Source organism: Streptomyces sp. NBC_00328, assembly GCF_036139655.1.
Lineage (GTDB): Bacteria > Actinomycetota > Actinomycetes > Streptomycetales > Streptomycetaceae > Streptomyces.
In genome coordinates this window covers 4,987,628-5,012,540 of the sequence record NZ_CP108013.1, presented here as the reverse complement: position 1 = coordinate 5,012,540, position 24,913 = coordinate 4,987,628, and the positions used below count along the sequence as shown (strand labels likewise).

Genomic DNA, 24,913 nt, shown 5'->3' with positions numbered 1-24,913 from the left:
CCACCGCCCCACCCTGTCCGCACCGACTGCGGTACGTGCCCGTAACGTGACACTGGCGAATGTGACAGTTGTTAGAGGCTGCGTCAATAGACCTGCGGGCGGCCTGTGGACAACCGACCCGGCGGGGCCGGTCCGCCCCGCCGGAGCCGTACCTGAGGGTGACCCCTACGGGCCCGTACGACTGGAGGCTGACGCGGATCCACCTCCGTGGGCTGACGACCCCTGTGGTCTGCGCCACTACCTTCGAATCGTGACTGTGATCGCGACCGAAAGCCTGAGCAAGCGGTACCCCCGGGTGACCGCTCTTGACCGGCTCTCCGTGGACGTCGGGCCCGGTGTGACCGGACTCGTCGGAGCCAACGGAGCCGGCAAGTCCACACTGATCAAGATCCTGCTGGGTCTGTCCCCCGCCACCGAGGGCCGCGCACACGTGCTCGGCCTCGACGTCGCCACCGAGGGCGCCGCCATCCGCGAGCGGGTCGGGTACATGCCCGAGCACGACTGCCTGCCGCCCGACGTCTCGGCCACCGAGTTCGTCGTCCACATGGCGCGGATGTCCGGGCTGCCGCCGGCCGCGGCCCGCGAGCGCACCGCGGACACCCTGCGCCACGTCGGTCTGTACGAGGAGCGCTACCGCCCCATCGGCGGCTACTCGACGGGCATGAAGCAGCGCGTCAAACTCGCGCAGGCCCTCGTCCACGACCCCCAGCTGGTCTTCCTGGACGAACCGACCAACGGCCTGGACCCGGTCGGCCGCGACGACATGCTCGGACTGATCCGCCGCATCCACACGGACTTCGGCATCTCGGTCCTGGTCACCTCGCACCTCCTGGGCGAACTGGAACGCACCTGCGACCACGTCGTGGTCGTCGACGGCGGCAAGCTGCTGCGCTCCAGCTCCACGACGGACTTCACCAAGAGCACCACCACCCTCGCCATCGAGGTCACCGACAGCGACCGGCACCCGGACGGCACGGGCGCGGTCCGCGAGGTGCTCCACGCGCGCGGGATCGAGACCCACGACGGCGGCGGGCTGCCGGGCGCCGGACACATCCTGCTGCTCACCACCGAGAGCGAGGACACCTACGACCTCGTCCGCGACGTGGTCGCCGATCTCGGCCTCGGGCTGGTCCGCATGGAACAGCGCAGACACCACATCGCCGAGGTCTTCACCGACAGCGACGAACAGCGGAAGGAGGCGGTCGGCCATGGCGGTTGAGCACCCCCTCACCCAGCAGGGTGAGCAGACCCGTATCCACAACATCGGCTACCGCACCTACGACGGCCCGCGCCTGGGACGCGCCTACGCCCGCCGCTCCCTCTACTCGCAGTCCCTGCGCGGCTCCTACGGACTCGGCCGCTCGGTCAAGTCCAAGGTCCTGCCGATGCTGCTCTTCGTGGTGATGTGCGTCCCCGCACTGATCATGGTGGCCGTCGCGGTGGCCACCAAGGCGAAGGACCTGCCCGTCGACTACACGCGCTACGCGGTGATCATGCAGGCGGTCATCGGCCTGTACGTCGCCTCGCAGGGCCCCCAGGCGGTCTCCCGGGACCTGCGGTTCAAGACCGTCCCGCTGTACTTCTCCCGCCCCATCGAGACCGCCGACTACGTGCGCGCCAAGTACGCGGCCCTGGCCTCGGCGCTGTTCATCCTCACGGCCGCCCCGCTGATCGTGCTCTATGTGGGCGCGCTCCTGGCCAAGCTCGACTTCTCCGACCAGAGCAAGGGCTTCGGACAGGGGCTGCTCTCCGTGGCGCTGCTCTCGCTGCTCTTCGCCGGTATCGGCCTGGTGATCTCGGCGATCACCCCGCGCCGCGGCTTCGGCATCGCGGCCGTCATCGCCGCCCTGACCATCTCCTACGGCGCGGTCTCCACCGTCCAGGCCATCGCCTTCGAGCGCTCCAGCAGCGGGGCCGTCCCGTGGCTCGGGCTCTTCTCGCCGATCACGCTCATCGACGGAGTGCAGACGGCCTTCCTCGGCGCCTCCTCCGCCTTCCCCGGCGAGGTGGGCCCCTCGTCCGCTCAGGGCGTCGTCTACCTCGTCGTCGTCCTTGGTCTCATCGCGGGCTGCTACGGCCTTCTGATGCGCCGCTACCGAAAGGTCGGGCTGTGACCACGCTCAACATCGACCACGTCTCACGCTGGTTCGGCAACGTGGTGGCGGTCAACGACATCACGATGACGATCGGCCCCGGCGTCACCGGACTGCTCGGCCCGAACGGCGCCGGGAAATCCACTCTCATCAACATGATGGGCGGCTTCCTCGCCCCCTCCACCGGCACCGTCACCCTCGACGGCAAGCCGACCTGGCGCAACGAGGACATCTACCGGCACATCGGCATCGTCCCCGAGCGTGAGGCGATGTACGACTTCCTCACCGGACGCGAGTTCGTCGTCGCCAACGCCGAGCTGCACGGCCTCGGCGCGAAGGCAGCCGACCGGGCCCTCGCCACCGTCGAGATGCAGTACGCGCAGGACCGCAAGATCTCCACGTACTCCAAGGGCATGCGCCAGCGCGTGAAGATGGCGTCCGCGCTGGTCCACGACCCCTCCCTGCTGCTCCTCGACGAGCCGTTCAACGGCATGGACCCGCGCCAGCGCATGCAGCTCATGGATCTGCTGCGCCGCATGGGCGACGAGGGCCGCACCGTGCTGTTCTCGTCCCACATCCTCGAAGAGGTGGAGCAACTCGCCGCCCACATCGAGGTGATCGTCGCCGGACGGCACGCGGCGAGCGGCGACTTCCGGCGCATCCGCCGGCTGATGACCGACCGCCCGCACCGCTACCTGGTCCGCTCCAGCGACGACCGGACACTGGCCGCCGCACTCATCGCCGACCCGTCGACATCCGGCATCGAAGTCGACCTCGCCGAAGGCGCGTTGCGCATCCAGGCCGTCGACTTCGGCCGGTTCACCACCCTGTTGCCGAAGGTCGCGCGCGAGCACGGCATCCGGCTGCTGACGGTGTCGCCGTCCGACGAGTCGCTGGAATCCGTCTTCTCGTATCTTGTCGCGGCGTAGGAGGCCGAAGATGTACGACCCCACAGTCGCCCGGCTCACCTACCGGGGCCTGCTCGGCCGCCGGCGGGCCCTCATCCTCGGCGTCCTGCCCGTCCTGCTCATCGTGATCTCCCTGGCCGTCCGGAGCTTCTCCGGAGCCGACGACCAGGTGGCCTCGGACCTGCTCGGCGGGTTCGCCCTCGCCACGATGGTGCCGATCATCGGCGTCATCGCCGGCACGGGAGCCATCGGTCCCGAGATCGACGACGGCTCGGTGGTGTATCTGCTGGCCAAGCCGCTGAAGCGGCCCACGATCATCTTCACCAAACTGATCGTCGCGATCGCCGTCACCATGGCCTTCTCGGCGGTGCCGACCTTCATCGCGGGCATGATCCTGAACGGCAACGGCCAGCAGATCGCCGTCGCCTACACCGTGGCCGCCCTGGTCGCCTCGATCGCCTACGCCGCGATGTTCCTGCTCCTCGGGACCGTGACCCGGCACGCGGTGGTCTTCGGACTCGTCTACGCACTCGTCTGGGAAGCCCTGTTCGGGTCCCTGGTGTCCGGCGCGCGCACGCTCAGCGTCCAGCAGTGGGCGCTCGCCGTGGGCCACAAGGTCACCGGCGGTGACATCGTCACCTCGGACGTGAGCCTGCCGACCGCGACGGTCCTGCTGGTCGTGGTCACCGTCCTCGCCACCTGGTACGCGGGGCAGCGGCTGCGGTCGCTGACGCTGGCCGGCGAGGAGTGAACGAGGGCTCCCCACGCGCGGTGTTCCGGCACGGGCACGCGCGCGGGGAGCCCCTTTTTTGACAGCGGCTTCACCCCGGTCCGGTCACACTGGGCGAAACGGGGAGGCACGGCCGGGAGGAACGGGGATGACGACCGAGGAACCGGGAGCCGGCGGCCGGGAACAGGCCGGGAACGGCTCCGGTGACGGGCCGGGGGACACGGCGGGGGAGCCGTGGGACGACCTCGTCCTCGACGAGGACTTCGTACGGTCCGCGGAGACGACCGAACCGTCGGCCCGCGCGCGCATGCTCGCCGCCCGATGGCGTGAGTCGGGCCCCGATCCACAGCCCTGGCGCTCGGACGAGCCGCCCGCGGGGTGGTTCTTCAGCAAGGGACGCCGGCGCAGATGGCGCCGCAAGTGAGCCCCCGGGGACGCGCGTTTTAATCAGTGGCGCCCAAGTCGGCGTACGGGCACAGTGGTTGTGTCCACGCCGCCGCATCGAGCCGGCGCCACGGTCTGGGAGAGGAGCGCGACGATGTTCATCAGGAGCAGTTCGTCGAGCTCCCGACAGGGCAGCCCGCGGCGGGTTCCGGAGTAGTCACTACCTCCGTCGAACCCGCTCGCAGGGGGAGTTGCCCGGGGCGGCCGCTTCGAGCGCGCGTCACGCGCGGGCCGCCCACCCGGAGGATTGGCCGAGTGGAAAGGCACCGGCTTGCTAAGCCGTAGTCGGGGGTGAAACCCCGCGCGCGTTCGATCCGCGCATCCTCCGCAAGACGTTCTCATCCGACTGCCGACTGCCGACTGCCGACTGCCGACTGCCGACTGCCGACTGCCGACTGCCGACTGCCGACTGCCGAAGGCAAGGGCCGCCATCGCGGCAAGGTCGCTACAGCAATGGCCGCCGCAGCGAGGCCGCCGGGATGCGGCGGGCCCGCTCGCGGTGACCGCCGCTACGGGCGCGTCAGCAAGCGCTCCAGCACGACCGCGATCCCGTCCTCCTCGTTCGAGGTCGTCACCTCGTCCGCGATCGCCTTGAGATCGGCGTGGGCGTTGGCCATGGCCACCCCGCGGGCCGCCCAGGCGAACATCGGGAGATCGTTCGGCATGTCACCGAAGGCGATGGTGTCCGCGGCCTTGAGGCCCAGGCGCCGGGCCGCCAGGGACAGCCCCGTCGCCTTGGAGAGGCCGAGCGGGAGCAGTTCCACCACGCCGGGGCCCGCCATCGTGACACCGACGAGTCCGCCCGCGACCTTCACGGCCACGGCCGCGAGCTCGTCGTCGGAAAGCGTCGGATGCTGGACGTACACCTTGTTCAGAGGGGCCGACCACAGGTCCGCCGCGTCCTTGAGCGGGACGACCGGCAGCGCGCCCTCCAGCCTGCGGTAGCCGGGGCCGACCAGCACGTCGCCGTCGAGCCCGTCGCGGCTCGCGGCCAGCAGCAGCGGTCCGACCTCCGCCTCGATCTTGGCGAGCGCCAGACCGGCCAGCTGCCGGTCCAGGGTCACCGAGGTGAGGAGCCGGTGCTCCCCCGCGTCGTAGACCTGCGAGCCCTGGCCGCAGACCGCGAGGCCCTGATAGCCGAGCTCGTCGAGGACGTGCCGCGTCCAGGGCACCGCGCGCCCGGTGACGACGATGTGGGCCGCGCCCGCCTCGGTCACCGCGGCGAGCGCGTCACGTGTGCGGGCCGAGACCGTCTCGTCGGAACGCAGCAGCGTCCCGTCGAGATCGGTCGCGACGAGCTTGTACGGGAACGCCCCCGGCTCCGTGGCCCCGGACGCTCCCGTCGAACCGGTGGTGCTGGTCACTTGGAGATCGGCTCCAGAACCTCACGGCCGCCCAGGTAGGGGCGCAGCACCTCGGGAACCCGCACCGAACCGTCGGCGAGCTGGTGGTTCTCCAGGATCGCGACGATCGTGCGCGGGACGGCGCACAGCGTGCCGTTCAGTGTGGCGAGCGGCTGGACCTTCTTGCCGTCGCGCATACGGACCGACAGGCGGCGGGCCTGGAAGCCGTCGCAGTTGGAGGCCGAGGTCAGCTCGCGGTACTTGCCCTGGGTCGGGATCCACGCCTCGCAGTCGAACTTGCGGGAGGCCGAGGAGCCCAGGTCACCGCTGGCCACGTCGATCACCTGGAAGGGCAGTTCGAGGCCGGTCAGCCACTGCTTCTCCCATTCGAGGAGCCGCTGGTGCTCGTTCTCGGCGTCCGCGGGGTCGACGTACGAGAACATCTCGACCTTGTCGAACTGGTGCACGCGGAAGATGCCGCGGGTGTCCTTGCCGTACGTGCCGGCCTCGCGGCGGAAGCACGGCGAGAAACCGGCGTAGCGCATCGGCAGCTTGGCGGCGTCCAGGATCTCGTCCATGTGGTACGCCGCGAGGGGGACCTCGGAGGTGCCGACCAGGTAGTAGTCGTCCTTCTCCAGGTGGTACACGTTCTCCGCGGCCTGGCCGAGGAAACCGGTGCCCTCCATGGCGCGCGGGCGCACCAGGGCCGGGGTCAGCATCGGCGTGAAGCCGGCCTCGGTGGCCTGGGCGATCGCCGCGTTGACGAGGGCGAGCTCCAGGAGCGCGCCGACGCCGGTCAGGTAGTAGAAGCGCGAGCCGGACACCTTGGCGCCGCGCTCGACGTCGATGGCGCCCAGGGCCTCGCCGAGTTCCAGGTGGTCCCTGGGCTCGAAGCCCTCGGCGGCGAAGTCGCGGATGGTCCCGTGCGTCTCCAGGACGACGAAGTCCTCCTCGCCGCCGACCGGGACGTCGGGGTGCACCAGGTTGCCGAGCTGGAGGAGGAGCCGCTTGGTCTCCTCGTCCGCGTCGTTCTGTTCGGCCTCGGCGGCCTTGACGTCGGTCTTGAGCTGCTCGGCCTTCTTCAGCAGCTCGGCGCGCTCGTCCGGGGTGGCCTTGGGGATCAGTTTGCCGAGCGACTTCTGTTCGGAACGCAGCTCGTCGAAGCGGACGCCGGACGACCTGCGCCGCTCGTCGGCGGAGAGGAGGGAGTCGACGAGCGCGACATCCTCTCCACGGGCGCGCTGGGAGGCGCGAACACGGTCGGGGTCCTCACGGAGCAGGCGAAGGTCAATCACCCCTCAAGGCTACCGGTGCGGACTTCCGGCCAACGACCCGATATTCCAGAGCGTGACCGCTGTCACGGTATGAGTGAAATGCCGGATCCCATCTCTTGATTGTCGAGCGACGTCAAGGAAAAGGGGCCTACTCCCCGGAACGGGGTAGGCGGCACTTCGCCGGTTGACCGGATTTCCTTGCGGGGGGCGGCACTTGCGGGGCGGGTTGTCCACAGGGTGCGACCCTCCTCGTCGGTTATCCACAGGGTGTGTGGAAGATCTGTGGATGTCGGAATTGATCATTCCGATCCCTCTTCGGTGGCCGTGGAATTCCCGGTTCAAACCCTCTGTGCAGCCACTTTCGGGTGTAAATGATTAGCTCTATCGGGTTGATCAATGGAAAAGGGTAGACGAAGAGGGACGTGCAAGGGTGTGGACGGACTTGGGTCGAGTAGCCGATTTGTCGATGATGTAGCGCTTCGTTGTCGACTTGTCCCCAGGTCGGTAAGCGTGCCTGTGGATAACCCTGTGGATGGGGAAATCGGCAGGTGGGACCTGCGGGAAACGCTCGGACGGCTGTGGACCCGCCGTTCAGAACCGGCCGTCGGCGCAGCGCGCGAGCCAGTCCGAGGCCGCGGAGAACTCGTGGTCCGACGTTCCGGGCCGCAGCGGCCGTACGTCCTCCAGGGCGACGCCGGCCCGGGGGTAGGAACCGAGGAAGCGCACCTGGGGGCAGATTCGCTTGAGGCCCATCAACGCCTCGCCCACCCGGCTGTCGGTGATGTGCCCCTCGGCGTCCACCGAGAAGCAGTAATTGCCGATTCCCTGACCGGTCGGGCGGGACTCGATCCGCATCAGGTTGACGCCGCGCACGGCGAATTCCTGGAGCAGTTCGAGCAGCGCTCCGGGGTGGTCGTCGCCGAGCCAGATGACCACAGAGGTCTTGTCGGCGCCGGTCGGCGCGGCGGGCCGGGCCGGGCGGCCGACCAGTACGAAGCGGGTCTCGGCGTTCGCCGCGTCGTGGATCTCGGTCACCAGTGGTTCGAGGCCGTACGTGGCCGCGGCGAACTCGCCCGCGAAGGCCGCGTCGAAACGGCCCTCCTGGACCAGCCGGGCGCCGTCCGCGTTCGAGGCCGCCGACTCCCAGACGGCGTCCGGCAGATGCGTGGCGAGCCAGTTGCGCACCTGCGGCTGGGCGACCGGGTGTCCGGTGACCGTCTTGACGTCCTTCAGCGCCGTGCCGGGCCTGACCAGCAGGGCGAAGGCGATCGGCAGCACGACCTCGCGGTAGATCATCAGCTGGTCGCCCTTGGCCAGCTCGTCGAGGGTGGCGGTGACGCCGCCCTCGACGGAGTTCTCGATCGGGACGAGGGCACCCGCGGCCTGGCCGCCGCGTACCGCGTCGAGCGCGGCCGGGACGGACACCATGGGAACCAGCTCCCGCGTCGCGGCCTCGGGAAGCGTGCGAAGGGCGGCCTCGGTGAACGTACCCTCGGGGCCGAGATAGGTGTAGCGCGTCGCCGACATACCGTCACCCTAATGGGCCGCGCCCGACCCGTCCGCCGCCCGCGGAACCCTCGCCACCGGCCCCGATACGGAGCCCGGTACCGCGGTACGGAGCCCGGTACCGCGGTACGGAACACGGTACGGAGCCGCTGGGCCGTGTCCGTCTGGAGCCCGCCCCCGTGCGGCCTCGTCACCCCTCCAGCAACCGCTGCCCCACGTACTCCCCCTCCGCGGCGCCGCCCGGCACCGCGAAGAGGCCGCTCGACTCGTGGCGGAGGAACTCCGAGAGCGCGTCGCCGCGGTCGAGTTTGCGCTGGACGGGGACGAAACCACGCACCGGATCGGCCTGCCAGCACACGAAGAGCAGACCGGCGTCGGGCGTCCCCTCGGCGTCGATGCCGTCGTGGAAGGAGAACGGACGGCGCAGCATCGCGGCTCCTCCGTTCTGATCGGGCCGGGTGATGCGCGCGTGCGCGTTGATCGGTACGACCAGGTTGCCGTCGGCGTCGGTCTTGTCCAGGTCCATCGCGGTGGACTCGGTGCCGCCGCTCAACGGCGCCCCCGTGGACTTCTTCCGCCCGATGACGTCCTCCTGGGCCTTGCCCGAGAGCTTCTCCCAGTCGTCGAGAAGCATGCGGATCCGGCGTACGACGGCGTAGGAGCCGTTCGCCATCCACTCCGGGGTTCCGGAGGCGGGGACGAAGATCCGTCCGTCGAAGTCGGGCTCGGAGGGCTTCGGATTGCGGGTGCCGTCGATCTGGCCCATCAGGTTGCGGGCGGTCATCGGCGCGGCGGTGGCGCCCGGCGAGCGGTTGAAGCCGTTCATCTGCCAGCGCACCCGCGCCGCGGTGCCGGCGTCCTTCTGGATCGCGCGCAGGGCGTGGAAGGCGACGAGGGCGTCGTTCGCCCCGATCTGCACCCACAGGTCGCCGTCGCTGCGCGCCTTGTCGAGGTGGTCGGAGGAGAAGTCGGGCAGCGGGTCCAGGGCGACCGGCCGCTGCTTCTCCAGGCCCGTACGCGCGAAGAAGCTGTGACCGAAGCCGAAGGTGACGGTGAGGGACGACGGTCCGGCGTCGTGCGCGACGTCGGTGTCCTCGTGGGCCGCGGCCTCGCCCGCCATCAGCCGCTGGGCCGTCACCGACCAGCGGCGCAGCAGGGCGGCGGCCTCCCTGCGGCCCGCGCCCGCCGTCAGGTCGAAGGCGACGAGGTGGCCGCGGGCCTGGAGGGCGGTGGTGATGCCCGGCTGATGTTTCCCGTGAAACATTGCCATGTCCGCGCCGACGGAGGTCAGCGGGACGGTCTTGGCGGGGGAAGGTGCCGCCGCGTACCCCACGGCTGCCCCCGCCGCTCCGAGCGTGAGCCCGGTGGCGCCGGCGGTGCCGAGCAGCCGGCGCCGTGACATGACTCCCCGCGGGGCATCGCCCGGCGACGCGGTGCCGGTGGACGCCTCGGGGGACGGGGCCTTTCGGCCGGAGGGGGCGGAGGTCCCCGGGGTGGACTGGTCAGCCATGGTCAGGTTCAGCCGATCTGCGCGTTCTTGTTCACGGTGGCCTGGTCGATGTCGGAGGTGCGCACGGTCACCGCGATCTTCCAGTCGCCCGCCATGGGGATCTGTACCCCGCTCGCCGCCCAGTGTCCGGTGGCGACCCGGTCGGGGGTCACGGGCAGCGGGCCGACGTTCTTCGCGGTGAGCGTGAAGGCGACCTTCACCTCGGGGACGTCGAAGGCCTTGCCGTTCGGCCGGAGCACGAAGACGTGCATCTGGTTGCCGCCGACACGGGCCGGGTCGAGGGTGACCTCCACCGTGCCCTTGCCGTCCTCGCCACCCGTGTCGAACGGCATCTTCAGGGACAGCGGTCCGGAGCGCTGCGCGGCGGACGCGGTGGCCTGCCGGGCCGCCTCCGCCGTACGTCCCGGCTCGGTGGCCGTCAGCGCGGTCGTGACCGCGAGCAGGACGACCGCGACCCCGGCCTCGGCGAGCACCGAGCGCCGCAGGCCCGAGCGGTGCGGGTCGGCGTCACGGACCCGCTTGTCGCGCGTGGAGTCCACGGCGGCCTGCTGCCGGGCGAGCTGGGCGGCGCGCCGGGAGTCGGCGGGGACGGTGGCGGGCGTCCTCAGCTCGGAGCGCTGCTCCACGAGGACGGCGGCGGCCTCGGGGGCCGTCACCTCGGACAGCTGGGCGGTCCAGCGCCGCGAGATCCACGCGATGCCCACGAGGACGGCCACCAGGCCGACCTTGACGAGCAGCAGTTGTCCGTACGACGTGTCGGTGAGCGCCGACCAGGAGCCGAGCTGGCGCCACGACTGGTAGATCCCGGTGGCGACCAGTACGAGGACGGCGCCGAACGCGAGGCGGGAGAAACGGCGGACGGTCGTCGCCTCGACGGGCGTCTGTGCCGGAGCCCGGAACAGGGCGACCACCAGCGTCGACAGACCGCCGAGCCAGACGGCGACGGCCAGCAGGTGCAGGACGTCGACGGGCATCGCGATACCCGGCTGGACGCCGGTGGAGGCGTGCTCGGCCATGGCCCAGGTCGCGGCGAGGCCGGCCGCGACGACCGAGCCGCCGACGGCGAGCCCGAAGGTGAGGTCGTTCTTCTCCGCGGCCAGGTGACCGGCCTCGGCGTCCGGGTCCTCGGCGTCCGTGGCAGCGGTGTCCGTGGCGCCGGTGTCCGTGGCGCCGGTGTCCGTTCCCTCGGCCGGCTCTCCGCTCCCGGTGTTCGCTCCGGCCGCGCGTTCGTCCTCGTCGCGTCTGGCGTACGCGCCGAAGAGCACGGCGATGAACAGCGCCGCCGCGGCGAGCAGCAGCAGTCTCGACACCAGGGCCGCGCCCGATTTCGTCTGCAGCACCTCACCGAGCAGGGTCAGGTCGAAGATGTCGCCGGCCTTGCCGGACCCCACGTACGAACCGCGCAGGAGCAGCAGGGCGAGTGTGGAGGCGGTGAGCGTGAGCCAGCCGCTGACCACGAGCCGCTGTACCGGCCGGATGCCCGAGCCGCGCTGCCAGCAGGTCAGCACGAAGGTGGCTCCGCCGACGAGCAGGATGTATCCGGCGTACGAAAAGTAGCGCGCGGCTCCGTAGAGGAAGCCCACCAGGCCGCCCCCCACCGCCTGGCCGGACAGCGCGACGGAGGTCTGCGAAGGGGCACCGACGGAGAAGGTGAAGGCGCCCGCGACGGGGTGGCTGTCCGCGGACACCACTTGGTAGGTGACGGTGTACGTGCCGTCGGGCAGCCCCGGGCGCAGCCTCAGGCCGTAGGTGTCGCCGCCCAGGTCGCTCGCGCTCCCGGCGTCGACCCGCCCGCCCTTGGGGTCGAGCACCTGGAGCGATTCGTCGTTCAGCGAGACCTGTTCGGAGAAGGTGAGCGAGACCTGGGCGGGCGCCTTGTCGACCACCGATCCCTGCGTCGGGTTGCTCCCGGTCAGCGCGGCGTGCGCGGAGGCGGGCGCGGCGCCCGCCAGGAGCGCTCCGGTGACGGCGAGGAACAGCAGCAGGAGGGTCCTGAAGCGGGGGGCGATGGTCGATGTCACGGTGATGCCTCCCTCAGCGTCCGGTCTTCGGCGTGTATGTCGCGGGCTTCACCGGCATCGAGATCCTGACCGTGCCGGACTTGGCGAAGTGCAGTTCCACGGACACCTTCTCGCCCTGTCCGGGCTTGTGGGTGAGCTTTGCGAACATGAGGTGGTTGCCGCCGCTGGCGAAGTCCAGGGTGCCCTCGGCGGGTACGGCGAAGGACTCCTTCTCCTCCATCGCGCCGTCCACGGTCGCGTGCATCGTCACGTCGTCCGAGAGATCGCTGGTGACCGAGGTGAGTGTGTCGGCGCCGCCGGAGTTGGTGACGGTGAAGAAGCCCGCCGCCATGGTGTCCATGCTGGGGGCGGGCATGTAGGCGCCGGTGACCTTGAGTTCGGGGCCGGCCGGGGGCGACGAGGAGCCGCCCGAACCGCAGCCCGTCAGGGTCCCGGTGGCGGTCAGGACGAGGGAGCAGGCGGCGAGGAGTCCCGCGCGGCGGCCCGTACGGCGGCTCACGGGGTCTTCCCCTCGGCGATCTTGGGCAGGTCCTTGGTGTAGTCGTCGACGGTGGCGCGCTCGCCGTACAGCACATAGCCCGCGTCGGTCTTCGGCGAGAAGGCGACGACCTGGGTGCCGTGCACGGAGACGGTCTTGCCGTTCTTGTTCTTGGTCGTCGGCTCGACGGTGATGTGGAGGCGGCGGGCGCCGGCCTGGATCGTGGCGAAGTCGCCGGTCAGGCCGATGAAATCGGGGTCGATGCCCTTGAGCCAGGTGCCGAGGGCGGCGGGTGTGTCGCGGGCCGGGTCGGTGGTGACGAACACGACGCGCAGCTTGTCCTGTTCGGCCTTCGGGAGCTGCTTCTTGGCGACGGCGAGGTTGTTCATCGTCAGGGGGCAGACGTCGGGGCAGTGGGTGTAGCCGAAGTAGACGAGCGTGGGACGGCCCTTGGTCTCCGCGCGCAGGTCGTACTTCTTGCCGGTCGTGTCGGTGAGCACGAGGTCCGGCTTCTCGAACGGGTTGTCCAGGACCGTCGCGGCCTTGGCGGATCCGGCCTCGACGGACACGGCGGCGACCGGGCCGTTGCCGGCGTCGCTGTCGTCGCCGGTGCCGCAGGCGGAGAGGGTCAGAGCGGCGGCGGCGAACAGGGCGGCCGTCGCGTACGTCTTCTTGCGCATAGAAAAATGTCCCAGATGTGAGCGCTCCGGTGGGCACCGGGGGTCGGACGAGGCGGCGGGGCCGGGCCGGGCGCGGCCGCGAGCCGGTCCGCGGAGCCGTGTCCGCGACCCTCCGGTGCCCACCAGGAGCGTGTGTCTCAGTGCCTCAGATGTGTGCCGGCACCTCAGGCGTTCGTACGCCGCCGGCCGGCCAGAACGCCGTACGCCACGCCCGCCAGGCCGACGAGGATGCCCACGCCGCCGAGCACGCGCGCGGTGGTGTCGCTGCTGTCCGTGGCGGAGGCCGCCTCGTCGGTGTGCTCGGCGGTCTCCTCCGTGTGGGAGGCGTCCTCCGCGGCGGCGGAGCCGTGATGGCCCCCCTCGGTCGCGGCCGAGAGCGCGAGGGTCGGAGCCGGGTGCTCGGGCTCCTCCGCGCCCTCCTTCTGCGGCTCGATCCAGCGCACGACGTCCTTGTCGGAGTACGTCTGGATCGCCTTGAAGACGAGGGTGTCGGTGTCCTCGGGCAGCGCGCCGATGGAGAGCGGGAACTTCTGGAAGTAGCCCGGCTCGATGCCCTTGCCGTCGGCGGTCCAGGTGACCTTGGTGACGGCCTCGTCGATCTTCTCGCCGTGCGCGGTGACCGGCTTGTCGAGCTTGGACCTGGTGACCTTCACGGTCCAGCCGTCGAGCCGCTGCGGCATCACGGAGGCCAGCGGGTGGTCGGCCGGGAGGTTCACCTCGACCTGGGTGGTCGAGGCGTTGTCGCGCTCGTTGGGCACCTTGAAGTTCACGACGGTGTAGCCGCCCTTGGCGGCCACGCCCTCGGGCTGCACGGAGACGTGCGCGAACGCGGGGGCGGACAGGGCGAGAACGGCGGTGGCGGCGGCGGTGCCGACGACGGCGAGACGAGAAGCCTTCATGGAAGGAGACACTCCACATTCAGTCCGGTGACAAAGGGGACGCGCGGCGCCTCGGTGTCCCGTGGAAGGGGCGAGAGCGACACCCCGGGGAGACCCGGCGGGCACGCGCGTGCGGCACGACCGCGTCCCCTTCGAGAAGGTCCGTGAACCCCGTGCGGCCGATGGAGTCGAGGACTCCGGGGACCGGGAATTCGTGGATTTCCGTGAAGCGGCGCGTCGTGTCAGGCGACGAGGGTGAACGCGGTGAAGGCGGGGGGCCCGCGCCGGACGACGGTGTGCTGAAGAGCGGTCGTCCGTGGAGCGAGGGGCGCGAGCGGCGCGGTGCGATGCGTGCGCGCGATCTCGGGCGCGCCCGGAAGTCCCGTACGCAGGGCGCGTACGAGGGTCAGAGCGGCCCGCAAGGAGCGCACGAGCGCCGCTTCCGTGACGCCCTGCGCCGACAGGCGCATGAGCCGCAGGAGGGCCAGGTCGCCATGGCGCAGCACCCATCCGGCGGCGACGGCCGCGAGCACGTGGCCGAGCAGCATCGGCAGGGAGGGCAGCACCGGCATCGGGGTCCCCGCGGCGGTGGGCACGGCGTCCGAGGCGTGGTGCATGGACGACGTCATGCCGGTCATACCGGTCATGCCCGTGTCGATCCGCGCGTCGGCGAGGATCTTCATCGCCTGCGCGGGGCTGATCGCGGCCGCGGCCGTCCCGCACACCAGACGGGCGGCGCGCGCCACGAGCGTGGCGTCGGACATCGGCATCCCGGGCGCCATCGCGCCCATGGACGACCCGGTGCCCGTCGTACCGGTCCGCAGTCCGAGTCCGAAGAGGGTGTGCAGCACGGTCTGGCCGAGCGCGAGAAGTGCCACGATGCCCGGCAGCGCGCGTTCGCGGCCCGCCAGCGCCGCGGCGACCGCGAAGACCGCGAGGAAGCCGGCGCCCAGCGTCCACAAGGGGACCGTGGCGCAGGAGGCGATCCCGTGACCGGCCGCGGCCAGCACGACGCAGACCGCGGCGAACACCGCGGCCCTCAGGGTCCGGAGGCCTGCTCCGGAACGCGCCGAACGCTGGTGGGGGGCAGTCATGGCGGGCTCATCATCGCACTGGGCCCCGACGCCCCGTGCGGCAGGTCCGATTGATGGCTTGTGACCGGTCCGTCCGCCGGACGGCGGTCGGCCGAAGGGCCGTCGTCCGGCGGCGGATCGCTCGCGCATACACCGCTGCCTCATGTGAGCGCGTCGGCCGTATGGGCGGCATCACGTCGCGTATGCGATTGCGCACGGGTGGTTGCGGCAATACGTAACGGTATGTCGAGCCGCGGCCGGGAGGCTGGAGCATGAGCATCTGGTGGTCACTCCATCTGCGGCGCGAGGCTGCGAGTGTTCCGCTCGCCAGACGCCTGTTGCTCGGCACGATGGAGAGCGCGGGTGTCGACCCGGACATCTCGTACGACCTCTCCGTCGCTCTCACCGAGGCCTGCGCCAACGCCGTCGAACACGGCGGGGACGACGTGCGGGGCTCTTCCTGCGAGGCGTATCGCGTGACGGCCTACCTCGACGGTGACCAGTGCCGCATCGAAGTCGCCGATTTCGGCCCGGGTTTTCCGGCCGGGAACGCCCGCGCCCTGCTCCGTCAGGCCGGCGAGGACGCGGAGCACGGCCGGGGGCTGTGCCTGATCCGCGAGCTCGCCGACCACGTCCACATCGGCAACAAGCCGGGGCGCGGCGGTGCGGTGGTGAGCTTCGACAAGATCCTCAAGTGGAAGACGGCTCCCTCGCTGCTGCCCGCCTGACGTGCCTGATGTGCCTGGCGTGCCGGACAACGCCTGCCGTGCCGGACGCGCCGGTGGTGCCGGACGCACCTGACGGCACCGACGTCCGACCGTGCCGGAGGCAATCCGCCGGGGCCTCCGCGCCCCGCGCCCCGGTTCTCGGCTTCTCGCCCCTCCCGGAGTTCACAGGCCGCTGACAGTGTGCGCCCAGGTTCTTGAGAGCCGGCGCGTCTACGTTCCCTTCGCACATGGCCGCCTCGGATCTGGTGCCTTCACCGTCGGCGTCCTCAGGAGAAGGGGTACGTCGATGAGCAGCCGCGAGGACGACGAGGTGCTGGCGCGGGCCGCGGTGGCCGCGCTGAACCGGCAGCTGGAACTGACCCCCAAACCCGGACTGCCCGACCCACGTGACCTCCGCGCCCGGGTCACCCGGCGGGATCTGTGCTCCCTGCGCTGGTCCGCCAAGGCGCTCACCCCCGGCCTCGCGGCCATGGCCGCCGCCGCCCGCCGCACCGGCCGCACCACGCCCGAACTCCGCGCGGAGCTGGGCTCGATCGGCCGGTGCACCGAGCACTCGGTGGCCCTGACGGGCGGCGGCCACCGCGGTGCCCTGTGGGTTCTCGGGCTGCTGGTCGCCGCGGCGGCGCTGGACCCCGGGGCCACCGGAGCCGATGTCACCGCGACGGCCAAGCGGATCGCGGCGCACACCGACCGGCGGGCACCGCGGCGGCCCTCCCGCGGCTCGTCCGTCTCCGCGACGTACGGCGCGGCCGGTGCGCGCGGTGAGGCGCGTGCCGGATTCCCGCATGTGCGACGGGCGTTGGACGCGCTCGCCACCGCCCGCGCGGCCGGCGCGCCCGAACCGTGCGCCCGTCTCGACGCCCTCCTGACGGTCATGGCCACGCTCCAGGACACCGAGCTGCTGTACACGGCAGGCCCCCATGGCCTCCGCCATGTCCAGGCCGGCGCCCGGGGGGTGCTCGAAGCGGGGGGTACGTCCACGGAGGCCGGGCGTTCGGGCCTGGCCGTCCTCGACGACGATCTCCACGCGCGCGGGTGGAGTCCCCGGGGCAGCGGCGGCCTGCTCGCGGGCGCGCTGTTCGTGGACGCGCTGCCGGTCACGCGCGTCTGACGGCCGTCCAGGTCCACTCCGGCACCGGACCGGAAGCCGGAGTCCGTACGGGGCCGCACACGCCCCGGTCGCACCGGAGCCCGGAGGCTGCCTCTGCTCCCGCCCCTGGACGTACCGCGGTCCCGGCGGCCGCCCCTGGACGCACCGATGGCCGGGCGCCTCGGAAGGTTGCCCGGCCATCGGTCTCGCGTCCGCCCTCGCGGGCACGGCGTCAGCCCTTGAGGGACGCCATCCAGGCCTCGACCTCGTCAGAGCGGCGCGGCAGGCCGGCCGACAGGTTCCGGTTGCCGTCCTCGGTGACGAGGAGGTCGTCCTCGATCCGGACGCCGATGCCGCGGTACTCCTCCGGCACGGTCAGGTCGTCCGCCTGGAAGTACAGGCCCGGCTCGACGGTCAGGCACATGCCCGGCTCCAGCGTGCCCTCGACATACGTCTCGGTGCGCGCGGCGGCGCAGTCGTGGACGTCCATGCCGAGCATGTGGCCGGTGCCGTGCAGGGTCCAGCGGCGCTGGAGGCCGAGCTCCAGGACGCGCTCGACGGGGCCTTCGAGGAGCCCCCACTCGACGAGACGCTCGGCCAGCACGTGCTGGGCGGCGTCGTGGAAGTCGCGGTACTTGGCGCCCGGCAGGACGGCCGCGATACCGGCCTCCTGGGCGTCGTACACGGCGTCGTAGATCTTCTTCTGGATCTCCGTGAAGGTGCCGTTGACCGGGAGCGTGCGCGTGACGTCGGCGGTGTAGAGGGTGTGGGTCTCCACGCCCGCGTCCAGCAGCAGCAGATCGCCGGAGCGGACCGGCCCGTCGTTGCGCACCCAGTGCAGCGTGCAGGCGTGCGGCCCGGAGGCGCAGATCGAGCCGTAGCCGATGTCGTTGCCCTCGACCCGCGCGCGCAGGAAGAAGGTGCCCTCGATGAAGCGCTCGCTGGTGGCCTCGGCCTTGTCGAGGACCTTCACGACGTCCTCGAAGCCGCGCACGGTGGAGTCGACGGCCTTCTGCAGCTCGCCGGCCTCGAACTCGTCCTTGACGAGCCGTGCCTCGGACAGGAAGACGCGCAGTTCGTCGTCGTGCTCGCGGGTGACCTTGTCGGTCAGGGCGGCCTCGATCGCGGCGTCGTAGCCACGCACGACGCGGACGGGACCGGTGGCTTCCGTCAGCGCGGCGGGCAGCTCGCGGACGTCCGAGGCGGGGATGCCGTACAGCTGCTCGGCCTCGGCCAGGGAGTGGCGGCGGCCGACCCACAGCTCGCCCTGTCCGGACAGCCAGAACTCGCCGTTCTCACGGTTGGAGCGCGGCAGCAGGTAGATCGTCGCCTTGTGGCTGCCATTCCCGGTCGGGCCGTTGGCGGGCTCCAGCACGAGGACGCCGTCCTCGGTGAGGTTGCCGGTGAGGTACGCGTACTCGACCGAGGCACGGAAGGGGTACTCCGTGTCGTTCGAGCGGGTCTTCAGGTTGCCCGCGGGGATCACCAGACGCTCGCCCGGGAAGCGCGCGGACAGCGCGGCGCGGCGGGCCGCGGTGTACTCGGCCTGGGCGATGGGCGTCAGGCCCCGCAGCTCGGTGTCGGCCCAGCCGGACTTCATGCTCTCGGCCAGCTCGTCGGACACGCCCGGGTACAGGCCGTTCTTGCGCTGCTTGATGGGCTCTTCCTCGCCCGCTTCGTCAGCGGCTTCGTCGAGTACGGCTTCCGGGGTCTCCGGGGTGAGCGCCTCCGACACGGTCTGCCTCCTTCATGCGACTTTGGACCCCCCCATCGTACGGACGCAGTGAAGGGGGCCCAGGGCCGGAGGACCTGTTACACCGGGTGAGAGCCCTCTCACTCGAAGCGGGCCGCCAGGAGGACGACGTCCTCGTCGCTGTCCGCTTCGTCGAGACCCTCCGGCAGCACACCGCGCAGCACGTGGTCGGCGATCGCGCCGGGGTCGTCGCGCAGCGTCCTCGGGACGCTCGCCGCCGCCGCGTGCAGCCGGGCGAAGGCGCGGTCCATCGGATCGCCGGTGCGGTGCAGCAGACCGTCGGTGTAGATCAGCACGGTCTCGCCGGCCTCGGCGGTCAGTTCGACGCTCGGGGCCTCCCAGCAGGCGAGCATGCCCAGGGGAGCCGACAGCGAGGTCTCCACGAACTCGGTGCGCCGCGGCCCGATCACCAGGGGCGGGCTGTGTCCGGCACCGGCGAGCGTGAGCTTGCGCAGGGCGGGCTCGCAGTACGCGAACAGGGCGGTGGCGGAGCGCGCGGGTTCGGTCAGCCGCAGCAGCAGTTCGAGGTCGGAGAGCACGGCGACCGGGTCCTCGCCCTCCATGACGGCGTAGGCCCGCAGGGAGGCCCGCAGCCGGCCCATGGCGGCGACCGCGCTGGGTCCCGAGCCGGTGACGGAGCCGACCGCGAGGCCGAGCGCGGCGTCGGGCAGCGGCAGCGCGTCGTACCAGTCGCCGCCGCCGCGCGGGCCGGTGCGGTGCCGGGCGGCGAGCTGGACGCCGGAGACCCGGGGCAGCCGTGAGGGGAGCAGCTCCTCGGACATCGTCGTCACGCACGTCCGCGCGCGTTCGAGCTCCAGCAGCCGTGCCAGGTGCTCGGTGGCATGGCGGGTGTAGAGCCCGATGAGGTGGCGCTGGCGTTCCACCGGCTCGGCGGGTTCGTCGTAGAGCCACACGGCGGCACCGAGGCGGCCGGCCGCCTCGGTGGACAGCGGCAGCGCGTAACTGGCGGCGTAGCCGAGACGGGCGGCGACCTCGCGGTGGCGCGGGTCGAGCCCGTCCTCCGAGAGGAGGTCCGGCTGGGTGATCTCGCCCTCGCCGCCCGGCAGTCCGTCCAGGATCTTCCCGTACGACATGGAGCTGCGCGGCACCGTCTCGATGTGGCCGAGGTCGGCCCGGGCGAGGCCGAGGCCGATCGTGGTGTCGGGGCCCAGTCCGTCGCCGGGTTCCATGACGACGAGACCGCGCCGGGCGCCCACGAGGGCGGCTCCGGCGCGCAGCAGTTCCTGGAGTGCGTCGTCCAGGGTCGCGGTGCGGGCGACACGCTCGGTGAGTTCGTGGAGCGTGGTGAGGTCCGAGACCCAGCCCGCGAGGCGGTCCTGGAGAGCGGCTCCGGGGCCGGCCGGCGGGGCGGCCGAGGAGGCGTCCGTGGGAGTGGGCGCCGGCGCGACAGTGTGTGCGGGCGAAGGAACCGTTGAATCGATTCCGGCCACTTTCGGAAGGTGAGGGGCGTTCATGACGTCCGGCTTTCCGACCGGTGCGTTTTGCTCAATAGCATCGCAAACCCCCATGTCGTTCTGCGCCGCTAGCGGTGTCTCCACATGTACACGTACTCGTGAGGGGATGTCCAGCATTGTCCTGCCGGGATTCCTGGTGTCCGTGAGACCGGTGGTAACCCTTGCGGGAAATTGAAATTGGCCTAAAACTGACTCGGGCAACGGCTTATTGAGGTCGACTGGCCTCGTTCGACGGAGCGTCACAGCGGTCGTGATGGGTACGTACTCGGTGAAGGCCAGGGGTGGTTGAGATCCGCCCGGAACCTGGCGACGGACCCGGGCGTCTTAACCACCGACGACCGTGCCCCATCCTCCCGTGGCGGAGGCGGCTAGGAATACGCGGGACGTAAAACGCCAGGCGCCGCCACCCCACGCCATGCCCATGCTTTGGATGTACGCGGTATGGGCGCGGACACAGCCACATGCTCGGCCCAGAGGGGTTCCCCTTGTCTCCAGCAGGGGTGTGATGCGCCAGCAGGTACGCACAGTGAAGTGATCGACACATGGTGTGATGTGATCCTCGGTGTTGCCAGGCGTGCAACGGAAAGGAACGAGCGCTCATGCGCGAGATCCTCGGAAGGCGACGCAGGCTCCTGTCCAGGCGAAACAACGGGAGGCCTGAGATGCTCAGCGCGGCCCTGACGTTCGCGGCGGCATGGCGGTGGCCCGTACTCCCGGGCGTGGCGGCCGACCCGCAGGGGCGTGCCCGCTGCGGCTGCCCCGACCCGGAGTGCACGGTGCCGGGCGCCCATCCCTTCGACCCCGGCCTCCTCGCGGCCACCACGGACGAGCGCATGGTGCGCTGGTGGTGGACCAACCGGCCCTCGGCCCCCATCGTGCTGGCCACCGGGGGCGGCGCCCCGTGCGCGGTGAGCCTGCCCGCCCTCGCGGCGGCCCGTGCGCTGGACGCCCTCGACCGCACGGGCATGCGCCTCGGCCCGGTCGTCGCCTCTCCCTCCCGCTGGGCGATCCTCGTCGCCCCGTACTCCATGGAGCAGCTCGGCGAACTGCTCTACGCCAAGGACTACGTGCCCGGCTCCCTGCGCTTCCACGGCGACGGCGGCTACATCGCGCTGCCGCCGTCGGAGACGGGCCAGGGCCAGATCCGCTGGGAGCGCGCTCCCCTTCCCGGTTCGGCCGCCCCCTGGGTGCCCGGCGTGGAGGCCGTGGTGGATGCCGTCGTCGAGGCACTCACTCGTACGGGTGTGAGCGCGCCCGAGTTGTAGGGGCGTCCGGCGTGCGGCGAGCCGCGCGCCCTCCCCCGCTCGTTATCGTCCGCCTATGCAGCGTCGTTCCGGGGGGTACCGGGCCGAGGCGCCGCCGGGCGGCGGGCCGGACCCCCGAAGAGTCCGGCTGGTGGCGTTGGCGGGAGTCGTGGTGTTCGTCCTCGCCCTGCCGCTGGCCGTGGCCTCGGCCGGCCCGGTGGGCGACGACGGTGCCCCGTCCGCGCGCGGGACGGGGGCCGAGGACGACCGGCCGCCGTCGCCCGGACCCCGGCGCTCTCCCCCGCCGCTCGGCCTCGGTCTCGCCACCGCCGCCCGGTGCGGTCCCGAACTCTCCTCGCCCGACGGCGTCGAGGCACAGACCTGTGTCCTGACGCAGGGCGAGGAGACCTGGGCGCGCACCTACTACCGCAACGCGACCGGCGAGGCGCTGAGCTCGGCCGTGACTCTGATGGGTCCTGGGGGTCGCACGGTGCAGATGAACTGCGCGATGGACGCGGAGGACGACCCGGGGGCGTGCGAGACGCCCCGGGAACACGCGGCGGGCGATCCGGGGGCGTACTCGGCGGTCGCGGAATTCGCGCGGAGCGCCGAAGGGCCGCTGCTGCTGCGCTCGGGAAGCAACTCGGGCCGCCGGTAAGGCGATTGATATTGTTCGGGATTCCGAACATGGAAAGACCCGGTTGCTGGCGACGGGGGATGCACCAGCAACCGGGCTACTCGAACGGTAACAAGAGATCGGCGGTTCGCAAATTCGATCTCGGCTATTCGGACACGGATTTACCTGTCACAACGGGGAGTTGTGACAGGAGTCACCCGCTTCCGAGGCCCTGACCAGCTGACCGGTCGGTCAGTTTCCCGTCCTATGGGTCTGCTGTGGGTCAGCTGAGTGTCACCTGGCGGTTGGTGAGCCCCCCGCGTGCGCGGCGCTCGTCCGCCGTCAGCGGCGTGTCCATGGCCAGAGCGGTGGCGAGGCGTTCGGCGAACTCCGCCGCCGGCTTCTCGACGTCGTCCGCCGTGACACCGCTCGGCAGGTCCCAGACCGGGACCGTGAGCCCGTGCGCACGGAAGGAACCGACCAGCCGGGTGCCCTCCCCGAGGCTCGAGCGGCCCTCGGCGTGCAGCCGCGCGAGAGCGTCCAGAAGCTGCTCCTCGGCGTACGGCATGACCCAGCGCAGGTGGTTCTTGTCGGGCGTCTCGCACCAGTAGGCGGCGTCGACCCCGGAGAGCTTCACCGTCGGGATGGCGGCGGCGTTGGCGCGCTCCAGCGAGGCGGTCACCTCGGGCGTCGAGTTCTCCACGTCCGGGACCCAGAACTCGAAGCCGCTGTGCACAACTGGCTCGAAGGGGCCTTCGGGGTCGAGCAGGTCCTGGAGCCGGGGACCGTCCGCCGGAGCGCGCCGTCCCTCGACCGGGGTGCCGGGCGGCGCGACGAGCGCGCGCTGGAGGGTGTCGGCCAGGTCGCGGCTGATGTCGCCGGACGACGTGTCGTTCTGCAGGCCGAGCAGCACCGAGCCGTCCTCGCGGCGCAGCGCGGGCCATGCCATCGGCAGGACCGTGGCGAGGGTGACCGAGGGAACGTCCTCGGGCAGGTTCTCCTTGAGCGTCAGTCCGACCGTCGCGGCGGGCACCAGTTCGCGCAGCGCGACCCAGTCGCCCTCGCCCCGCAGGCCCTCGAACGGGCGGTGCACCAGCTCGGTCGCGGCGTGCGCGGCGGCACGGCCGTGGCAGGCCTTGTACCGGCGGCCGCTGCCGCAGGGGCAGGGCTCGCGCGCTCCGACGACCGGGATCTCGCCGCCGTCCTTCAACTGCGGCTGCTTGGCCTTCGTCTGGGGTCGCTTCTTGGCCATCGTGGGTGTCTCCCGATCACGGCTCGTCTCGTACTGGCGCGAGCCTAGCCGTTCGCGCGGAGACCGACGGGATCCTGTGGACAACGCACCGCGTCGTCACGGAGCCCGGCGGCCGGTCCGCGCGCCCCGGGCCGGCTCAGTCGAGGTCGTCGAAGGCGTCCACGAAGTCCAGAGCGGAGAGCCCGGACACCCTCGGTGACGCGACGCGCGTAGCGAAATCGTCGTGCCGGCGCGCCGTTTCCACGTCCTCCTGGACGACCACCCACACGGTGACCTCGCCGTGGATGTCGTCCCGGACACCCCAGTCCTTGGCCAGCGCCGTGATGATGTTCAGCCCGCGGCCGCCCCGGGCAGTGACCGACGGGGTTGCCGGCACCGGGCGGGTCGGGCCGCCGCCGTCCGTCACCTCGACCGTCAGCCGCCCGGCAGGATCGACGCGCCAGGCCGCGCGCACATTGCCGTCGCCGGCCAGGGCGTCGCCCAGGGGCCTGCCATGTCGGCACGCGTTGCTGAGCAACTCGGAAAGGATCAGTACGGCATCGTCGACGACCGTTTCCGCCAGGCCCCCCGAACGCAGTTGATCGCGCATCCGGTGTCTTGCTTCCCCCACGCCCGCAGGGCCGTGGGGCACGGCCATGCTCGACGACGTGGGCACCTCCTGTGCCACCACCAACGCCACCCCCGAGACCTCCTTCACCCCACGCCACGGTGTGGATGCCCCTTTGGACTGGGCCGGAAACCGGCCAATCGACGTCTGCTGACGCACTCGTAACGATCGAATGCGGAACGAACGCGCCGGTGCACTCCCTGTGACCGGGTGGCCGATTCTCGATGGTTTCCGGGGGGTGGCCATGGCGTTTTCCGGGGGCCGCCCGCCTCGGGCGGGGCCAGGTCAGCGGCCCAGTTGGCGGAGCACCGCGCGGGGACGGTTGGTGATGATGGCGTCGACGCCCAGCTCAACGCAGAGATCGACGTCCGCGGGTTCGTTCACGGTCCAGACGTGCACCTGGTGACCGGCGCGTTTCAGCCGCTCGATGTACCCCGGGTGACTGCGTACGATCCGCATCGAGGGGCCTGCGATCCGGACACCGGCGGGCAGTCGTCCGTCCCGCAGCCGGGGTGAGACGAACTGGAGCAGATAGACCGTCGGCAAGGCCGGGGACGCGGCCCGGACGCGGTGCAGCGAGCGCGCCGAGAAGCTCATGACGCGCACCGCGGAGTCGGCCGGGGAGGCGGGGGCGTCCAGGCCGAAGCGCTTGAGCAGCTGGAGCAGCCGCTCCTCGACCTGGCCCGCCCAGCGGGTCGGGTGCTTGGTCTCGATGGCCAGCTCCACGCGGCGGCCGGCGTCGGCGACGAGTTCGAGCAGTCTCTCCAGGGTGAGGACGGAGGTGTCCGTCAGGCTCCCGGGAGTGTGTTCCCAGTCGGGCGACTCGTCGCGGTTCTTCCAGGAGCCGAAGTCCAGTGCGGTGAGTTCGGCGAGCTCCAGGGCGGAGACGGCTCCGCGGCCGTTGGACGTCCGGTTCACGCGGCGGTCGTGGACACAGACGAGATGGCCGTCGGCGGTCAGCCGTACATCGCACTCGAGGGCGTCCGCACCGTCCTCGATCGCCTTCTTGTACGCGGCCAACGTGTGCTCGGGTGCCTCTTCGGAGGCTCCGCGGTGGGCGACGACCTGGATCGGGTGCTGTCGTGCGAGGGTCACGGCGTCATGGTGCCACCGTCGCCGGGCGAGTGTGAGGTGAGATATGTCGCAATACATTCCTTTTGGTAATGAAAGTCCGTTATAAAGGATGGCCTCGGACGCACAGGCACCGCTT

At 71.2% G+C, this 24,913-nt stretch carries 23 protein-coding genes and 1 tRNA gene; 10 read left to right on the top strand and 14 right to left on the bottom strand.

Annotated elements, in window-relative coordinates:
• Window positions 1-256 precede the first annotated feature (256 nt).
• The 6 genes from OG485_RS21925 (at window position 257) to OG485_RS21900 (ending at window position 4,503) form a co-directional block, all read left to right on the top strand.
• Window positions 257-1,219 (top strand): ABC transporter ATP-binding protein, encoded by a 963-nt coding sequence (locus OG485_RS21925; RefSeq protein ID WP_328674588.1) that lies wholly within the window; start codon window positions 257-259, stop codon window positions 1,217-1,219.
• Window positions 1,209-2,114, top strand: coding sequence for an ABC transporter permease (locus OG485_RS21920; protein ID WP_328670171.1), 906 nt, complete (start codon window positions 1,209-1,211; stop codon window positions 2,112-2,114). Before OG485_RS21925 ends, OG485_RS21920 begins: the two co-directional genes overlap by 11 nt.
• Complete coding sequence (locus OG485_RS21915; protein WP_328670170.1) at window positions 2,111-3,022, top strand: ABC transporter ATP-binding protein; 912 nt, start codon at window positions 2,111-2,113, stop codon at window positions 3,020-3,022. The genes OG485_RS21920 and OG485_RS21915 overlap by 4 nt, the downstream gene beginning before the upstream one ends.
• A gap of 10 nt (window positions 3,023-3,032) precedes the next feature.
• Entirely contained in the window at window positions 3,033-3,752 is a 720-nt protein-coding gene (locus tag OG485_RS21910) for an ABC transporter permease (protein WP_328670168.1), read from the top strand.
• Between the two features lie 127 nt (window positions 3,753-3,879).
• Entirely contained in the window at window positions 3,880-4,155 is a 276-nt protein-coding gene (locus OG485_RS21905) for an SGM_3592 family protein (protein WP_328670166.1), read from the top strand.
• 261 nt (window positions 4,156-4,416) lie between these two features.
• A tRNA-Ser gene (locus OG485_RS21900) sits at window positions 4,417-4,503 on the top strand.
• 181 nt (window positions 4,504-4,684) lie between these two features.
• On the opposite strand, the gene OG485_RS21895 is transcribed toward OG485_RS21900, so the two are convergent.
• From OG485_RS21895 to OG485_RS21855, 9 genes are all read right to left on the bottom strand, one after another.
• On the bottom strand, window positions 4,685-5,539 hold the full coding sequence (locus tag OG485_RS21895; protein WP_328670164.1) for an HAD family hydrolase: 855 nt from the start codon (window positions 5,537-5,539) through the stop codon (window positions 4,685-4,687).
• Entirely contained in the window at window positions 5,536-6,813 is a 1,278-nt protein-coding gene (gene serS, locus OG485_RS21890; protein ID WP_328670161.1) for a serine--tRNA ligase, read from the bottom strand. The genes OG485_RS21895 and serS overlap by 4 nt, the downstream gene beginning before the upstream one ends.
• A gap of 570 nt (window positions 6,814-7,383) precedes the next feature.
• A complete protein-coding gene (gene pheA, locus OG485_RS21885; RefSeq protein ID WP_328670159.1) occupies window positions 7,384-8,319 on the bottom strand; it encodes a prephenate dehydratase in 936 nt (311 codons plus the stop codon).
• A gap of 169 nt (window positions 8,320-8,488) precedes the next feature.
• A complete protein-coding gene (efeB, locus tag OG485_RS21880) occupies window positions 8,489-9,808 on the bottom strand; it encodes an iron uptake transporter deferrochelatase/peroxidase subunit (RefSeq protein ID WP_328670157.1) in 1,320 nt (439 codons plus the stop codon).
• Between the two features lie 8 nt (window positions 9,809-9,816).
• Window positions 9,817-11,829, bottom strand: a complete 2,013-nt coding sequence (locus OG485_RS21875) for a copper resistance CopC/CopD family protein (protein ID WP_328670155.1) — start codon at window positions 11,827-11,829, stop codon at window positions 9,817-9,819.
• 13 nt (window positions 11,830-11,842) lie between these two features.
• Window positions 11,843-12,328: a copper chaperone PCu(A)C gene (locus tag OG485_RS21870; protein ID WP_443048739.1), complete on the bottom strand. Its 486-nt coding sequence runs from the start codon at window positions 12,326-12,328 to the stop codon at window positions 11,843-11,845.
• On the bottom strand, window positions 12,325-12,987 hold the full coding sequence (locus tag OG485_RS21865; RefSeq protein WP_328670152.1) for an SCO family protein: 663 nt from the start codon (window positions 12,985-12,987) through the stop codon (window positions 12,325-12,327). Before OG485_RS21865 ends, OG485_RS21870 begins: the two co-directional genes overlap by 4 nt.
• Window positions 12,988-13,151: 164 nt before the next feature.
• A complete protein-coding gene (locus OG485_RS21860; RefSeq protein WP_328670150.1) occupies window positions 13,152-13,886 on the bottom strand; it encodes a YcnI family copper-binding membrane protein in 735 nt (244 codons plus the stop codon).
• A 221-nt stretch (window positions 13,887-14,107) separates the two neighbouring features.
• Window positions 14,108-14,959 carry a hypothetical protein gene (locus tag OG485_RS21855; protein WP_328670148.1) on the bottom strand — a complete coding sequence of 284 codons (852 nt, stop codon included), beginning with the start codon at window positions 14,957-14,959 and terminating at the stop codon, window positions 14,108-14,110.
• Between the two features lie 251 nt (window positions 14,960-15,210).
• Between OG485_RS21855 and OG485_RS21850 the strand changes: the two genes are divergently transcribed.
• Together OG485_RS21850 and OG485_RS21845 are read left to right on the top strand one after the other, a co-directional pair.
• Window positions 15,211-15,666 carry an ATP-binding protein gene (locus OG485_RS21850; protein WP_328670146.1) on the top strand — a complete coding sequence of 152 codons (456 nt, stop codon included), beginning with the start codon at window positions 15,211-15,213 and terminating at the stop codon, window positions 15,664-15,666.
• A 286-nt stretch (window positions 15,667-15,952) separates the two neighbouring features.
• Complete coding sequence (locus OG485_RS21845; protein WP_328670145.1) at window positions 15,953-16,777, top strand: triphosphoribosyl-dephospho-CoA synthase; 825 nt, start codon at window positions 15,953-15,955, stop codon at window positions 16,775-16,777.
• Between the two features lie 211 nt (window positions 16,778-16,988).
• Here the strand turns inward: OG485_RS21845 and OG485_RS21840 are convergent, their stop codons facing one another.
• Entirely contained in the window at window positions 16,989-18,491 is a 1,503-nt protein-coding gene (locus OG485_RS21840) for an aminopeptidase P family protein (RefSeq protein ID WP_328670143.1), read from the bottom strand.
• A 98-nt stretch (window positions 18,492-18,589) separates the two neighbouring features.
• The gene (locus tag OG485_RS21835; protein ID WP_328670141.1) at window positions 18,590-20,101 is read right to left on the bottom strand and encodes a PP2C family protein-serine/threonine phosphatase; all 1,512 of its coding nucleotides are present in this window, start codon (window positions 20,099-20,101) and stop codon (window positions 18,590-18,592) included.
• 482 nt (window positions 20,102-20,583) lie between these two features.
• On the opposite strand from OG485_RS21835, the gene OG485_RS21830 reads away from it, so the two are divergent.
• Window positions 20,584-21,249 carry a bifunctional DNA primase/polymerase gene (locus tag OG485_RS21830; protein ID WP_328670140.1) on the top strand — a complete coding sequence of 222 codons (666 nt, stop codon included), beginning with the start codon at window positions 20,584-20,586 and terminating at the stop codon, window positions 21,247-21,249.
• A 55-nt stretch (window positions 21,250-21,304) separates the two neighbouring features.
• Window positions 21,305-21,886: a hypothetical protein gene (locus tag OG485_RS21825; protein WP_328670138.1), complete on the top strand. Its 582-nt coding sequence runs from the start codon at window positions 21,305-21,307 to the stop codon at window positions 21,884-21,886.
• Between the two features lie 241 nt (window positions 21,887-22,127).
• Here OG485_RS21825 and OG485_RS21820 read toward each other — a convergent pair whose 3' ends face one another.
• The 3 genes from OG485_RS21820 to OG485_RS21810 all read right to left on the bottom strand — a co-directional run bounded on the left by OG485_RS21820 (window position 22,128) and on the right by OG485_RS21810 (window position 24,798).
• Window positions 22,128-23,096, bottom strand: coding sequence for a DUF5926 family protein (locus OG485_RS21820; protein ID WP_328670136.1), 969 nt, complete (start codon window positions 23,094-23,096; stop codon window positions 22,128-22,130).
• A 136-nt stretch (window positions 23,097-23,232) separates the two neighbouring features.
• Window positions 23,233-23,862 (bottom strand): ATP-binding protein, encoded by a 630-nt coding sequence (locus tag OG485_RS21815; protein WP_328670134.1) that lies wholly within the window; start codon window positions 23,860-23,862, stop codon window positions 23,233-23,235.
• A 126-nt stretch (window positions 23,863-23,988) separates the two neighbouring features.
• The gene (locus OG485_RS21810) at window positions 23,989-24,798 is read right to left on the bottom strand and encodes a glycerophosphodiester phosphodiesterase (RefSeq protein ID WP_328670131.1); all 810 of its coding nucleotides are present in this window, start codon (window positions 24,796-24,798) and stop codon (window positions 23,989-23,991) included.
• Window positions 24,799-24,913 lie beyond the last annotated feature (115 nt).

Excerpts from the sequence above, each read along its gene's own strand:
- OG485_RS21920 (WP_328670171.1), top strand. The coding sequence starts at position 1,209 with ATGGCGGTTGAGCACCCCCTCACCCAGCAGGGTGAGCAGACCCGTATC.
- OG485_RS21910 (WP_328670168.1), top strand. The coding sequence starts at position 3,033 with ATGTACGACCCCACAGTCGCCCGGCTCACCTACCGGGGCCTGCTCGGC.
- OG485_RS21905 (WP_328670166.1), top strand. The coding sequence starts at position 3,880 with ATGACGACCGAGGAACCGGGAGCCGGCGGCCGGGAACAGGCCGGGAAC.
- pheA (WP_328670159.1), bottom strand. The coding sequence starts at position 8,319 with ATGTCGGCGACGCGCTACACCTATCTCGGCCCCGAGGGTACGTTCACC.
- efeB (WP_328670157.1), bottom strand. The coding sequence starts at position 9,808 with ATGGCTGACCAGTCCACCCCGGGGACCTCCGCCCCCTCCGGCCGAAAG.
- OG485_RS21865 (WP_328670152.1), bottom strand. The coding sequence starts at position 12,987 with ATGCGCAAGAAGACGTACGCGACGGCCGCCCTGTTCGCCGCCGCCGCT.
- OG485_RS21860 (WP_328670150.1), bottom strand. The coding sequence starts at position 13,886 with ATGAAGGCTTCTCGTCTCGCCGTCGTCGGCACCGCCGCCGCCACCGCC.
- OG485_RS21855 (WP_328670148.1), bottom strand. The coding sequence starts at position 14,959 with ATGACTGCCCCCCACCAGCGTTCGGCGCGTTCCGGAGCAGGCCTCCGG.
- OG485_RS21850 (WP_328670146.1), top strand. The coding sequence starts at position 15,211 with ATGAGCATCTGGTGGTCACTCCATCTGCGGCGCGAGGCTGCGAGTGTT.
- OG485_RS21845 (WP_328670145.1), top strand. The coding sequence starts at position 15,953 with ATGAGCAGCCGCGAGGACGACGAGGTGCTGGCGCGGGCCGCGGTGGCC.
- OG485_RS21835 (WP_328670141.1), bottom strand. The coding sequence starts at position 20,101 with ATGCTGGACATCCCCTCACGAGTACGTGTACATGTGGAGACACCGCTA.
- OG485_RS21830 (WP_328670140.1), top strand. The coding sequence starts at position 20,584 with ATGCGCGAGATCCTCGGAAGGCGACGCAGGCTCCTGTCCAGGCGAAAC.
- OG485_RS21825 (WP_328670138.1), top strand. The coding sequence starts at position 21,305 with ATGCAGCGTCGTTCCGGGGGGTACCGGGCCGAGGCGCCGCCGGGCGGC.
- OG485_RS21820 (WP_328670136.1), bottom strand. The coding sequence starts at position 23,096 with ATGGCCAAGAAGCGACCCCAGACGAAGGCCAAGCAGCCGCAGTTGAAG.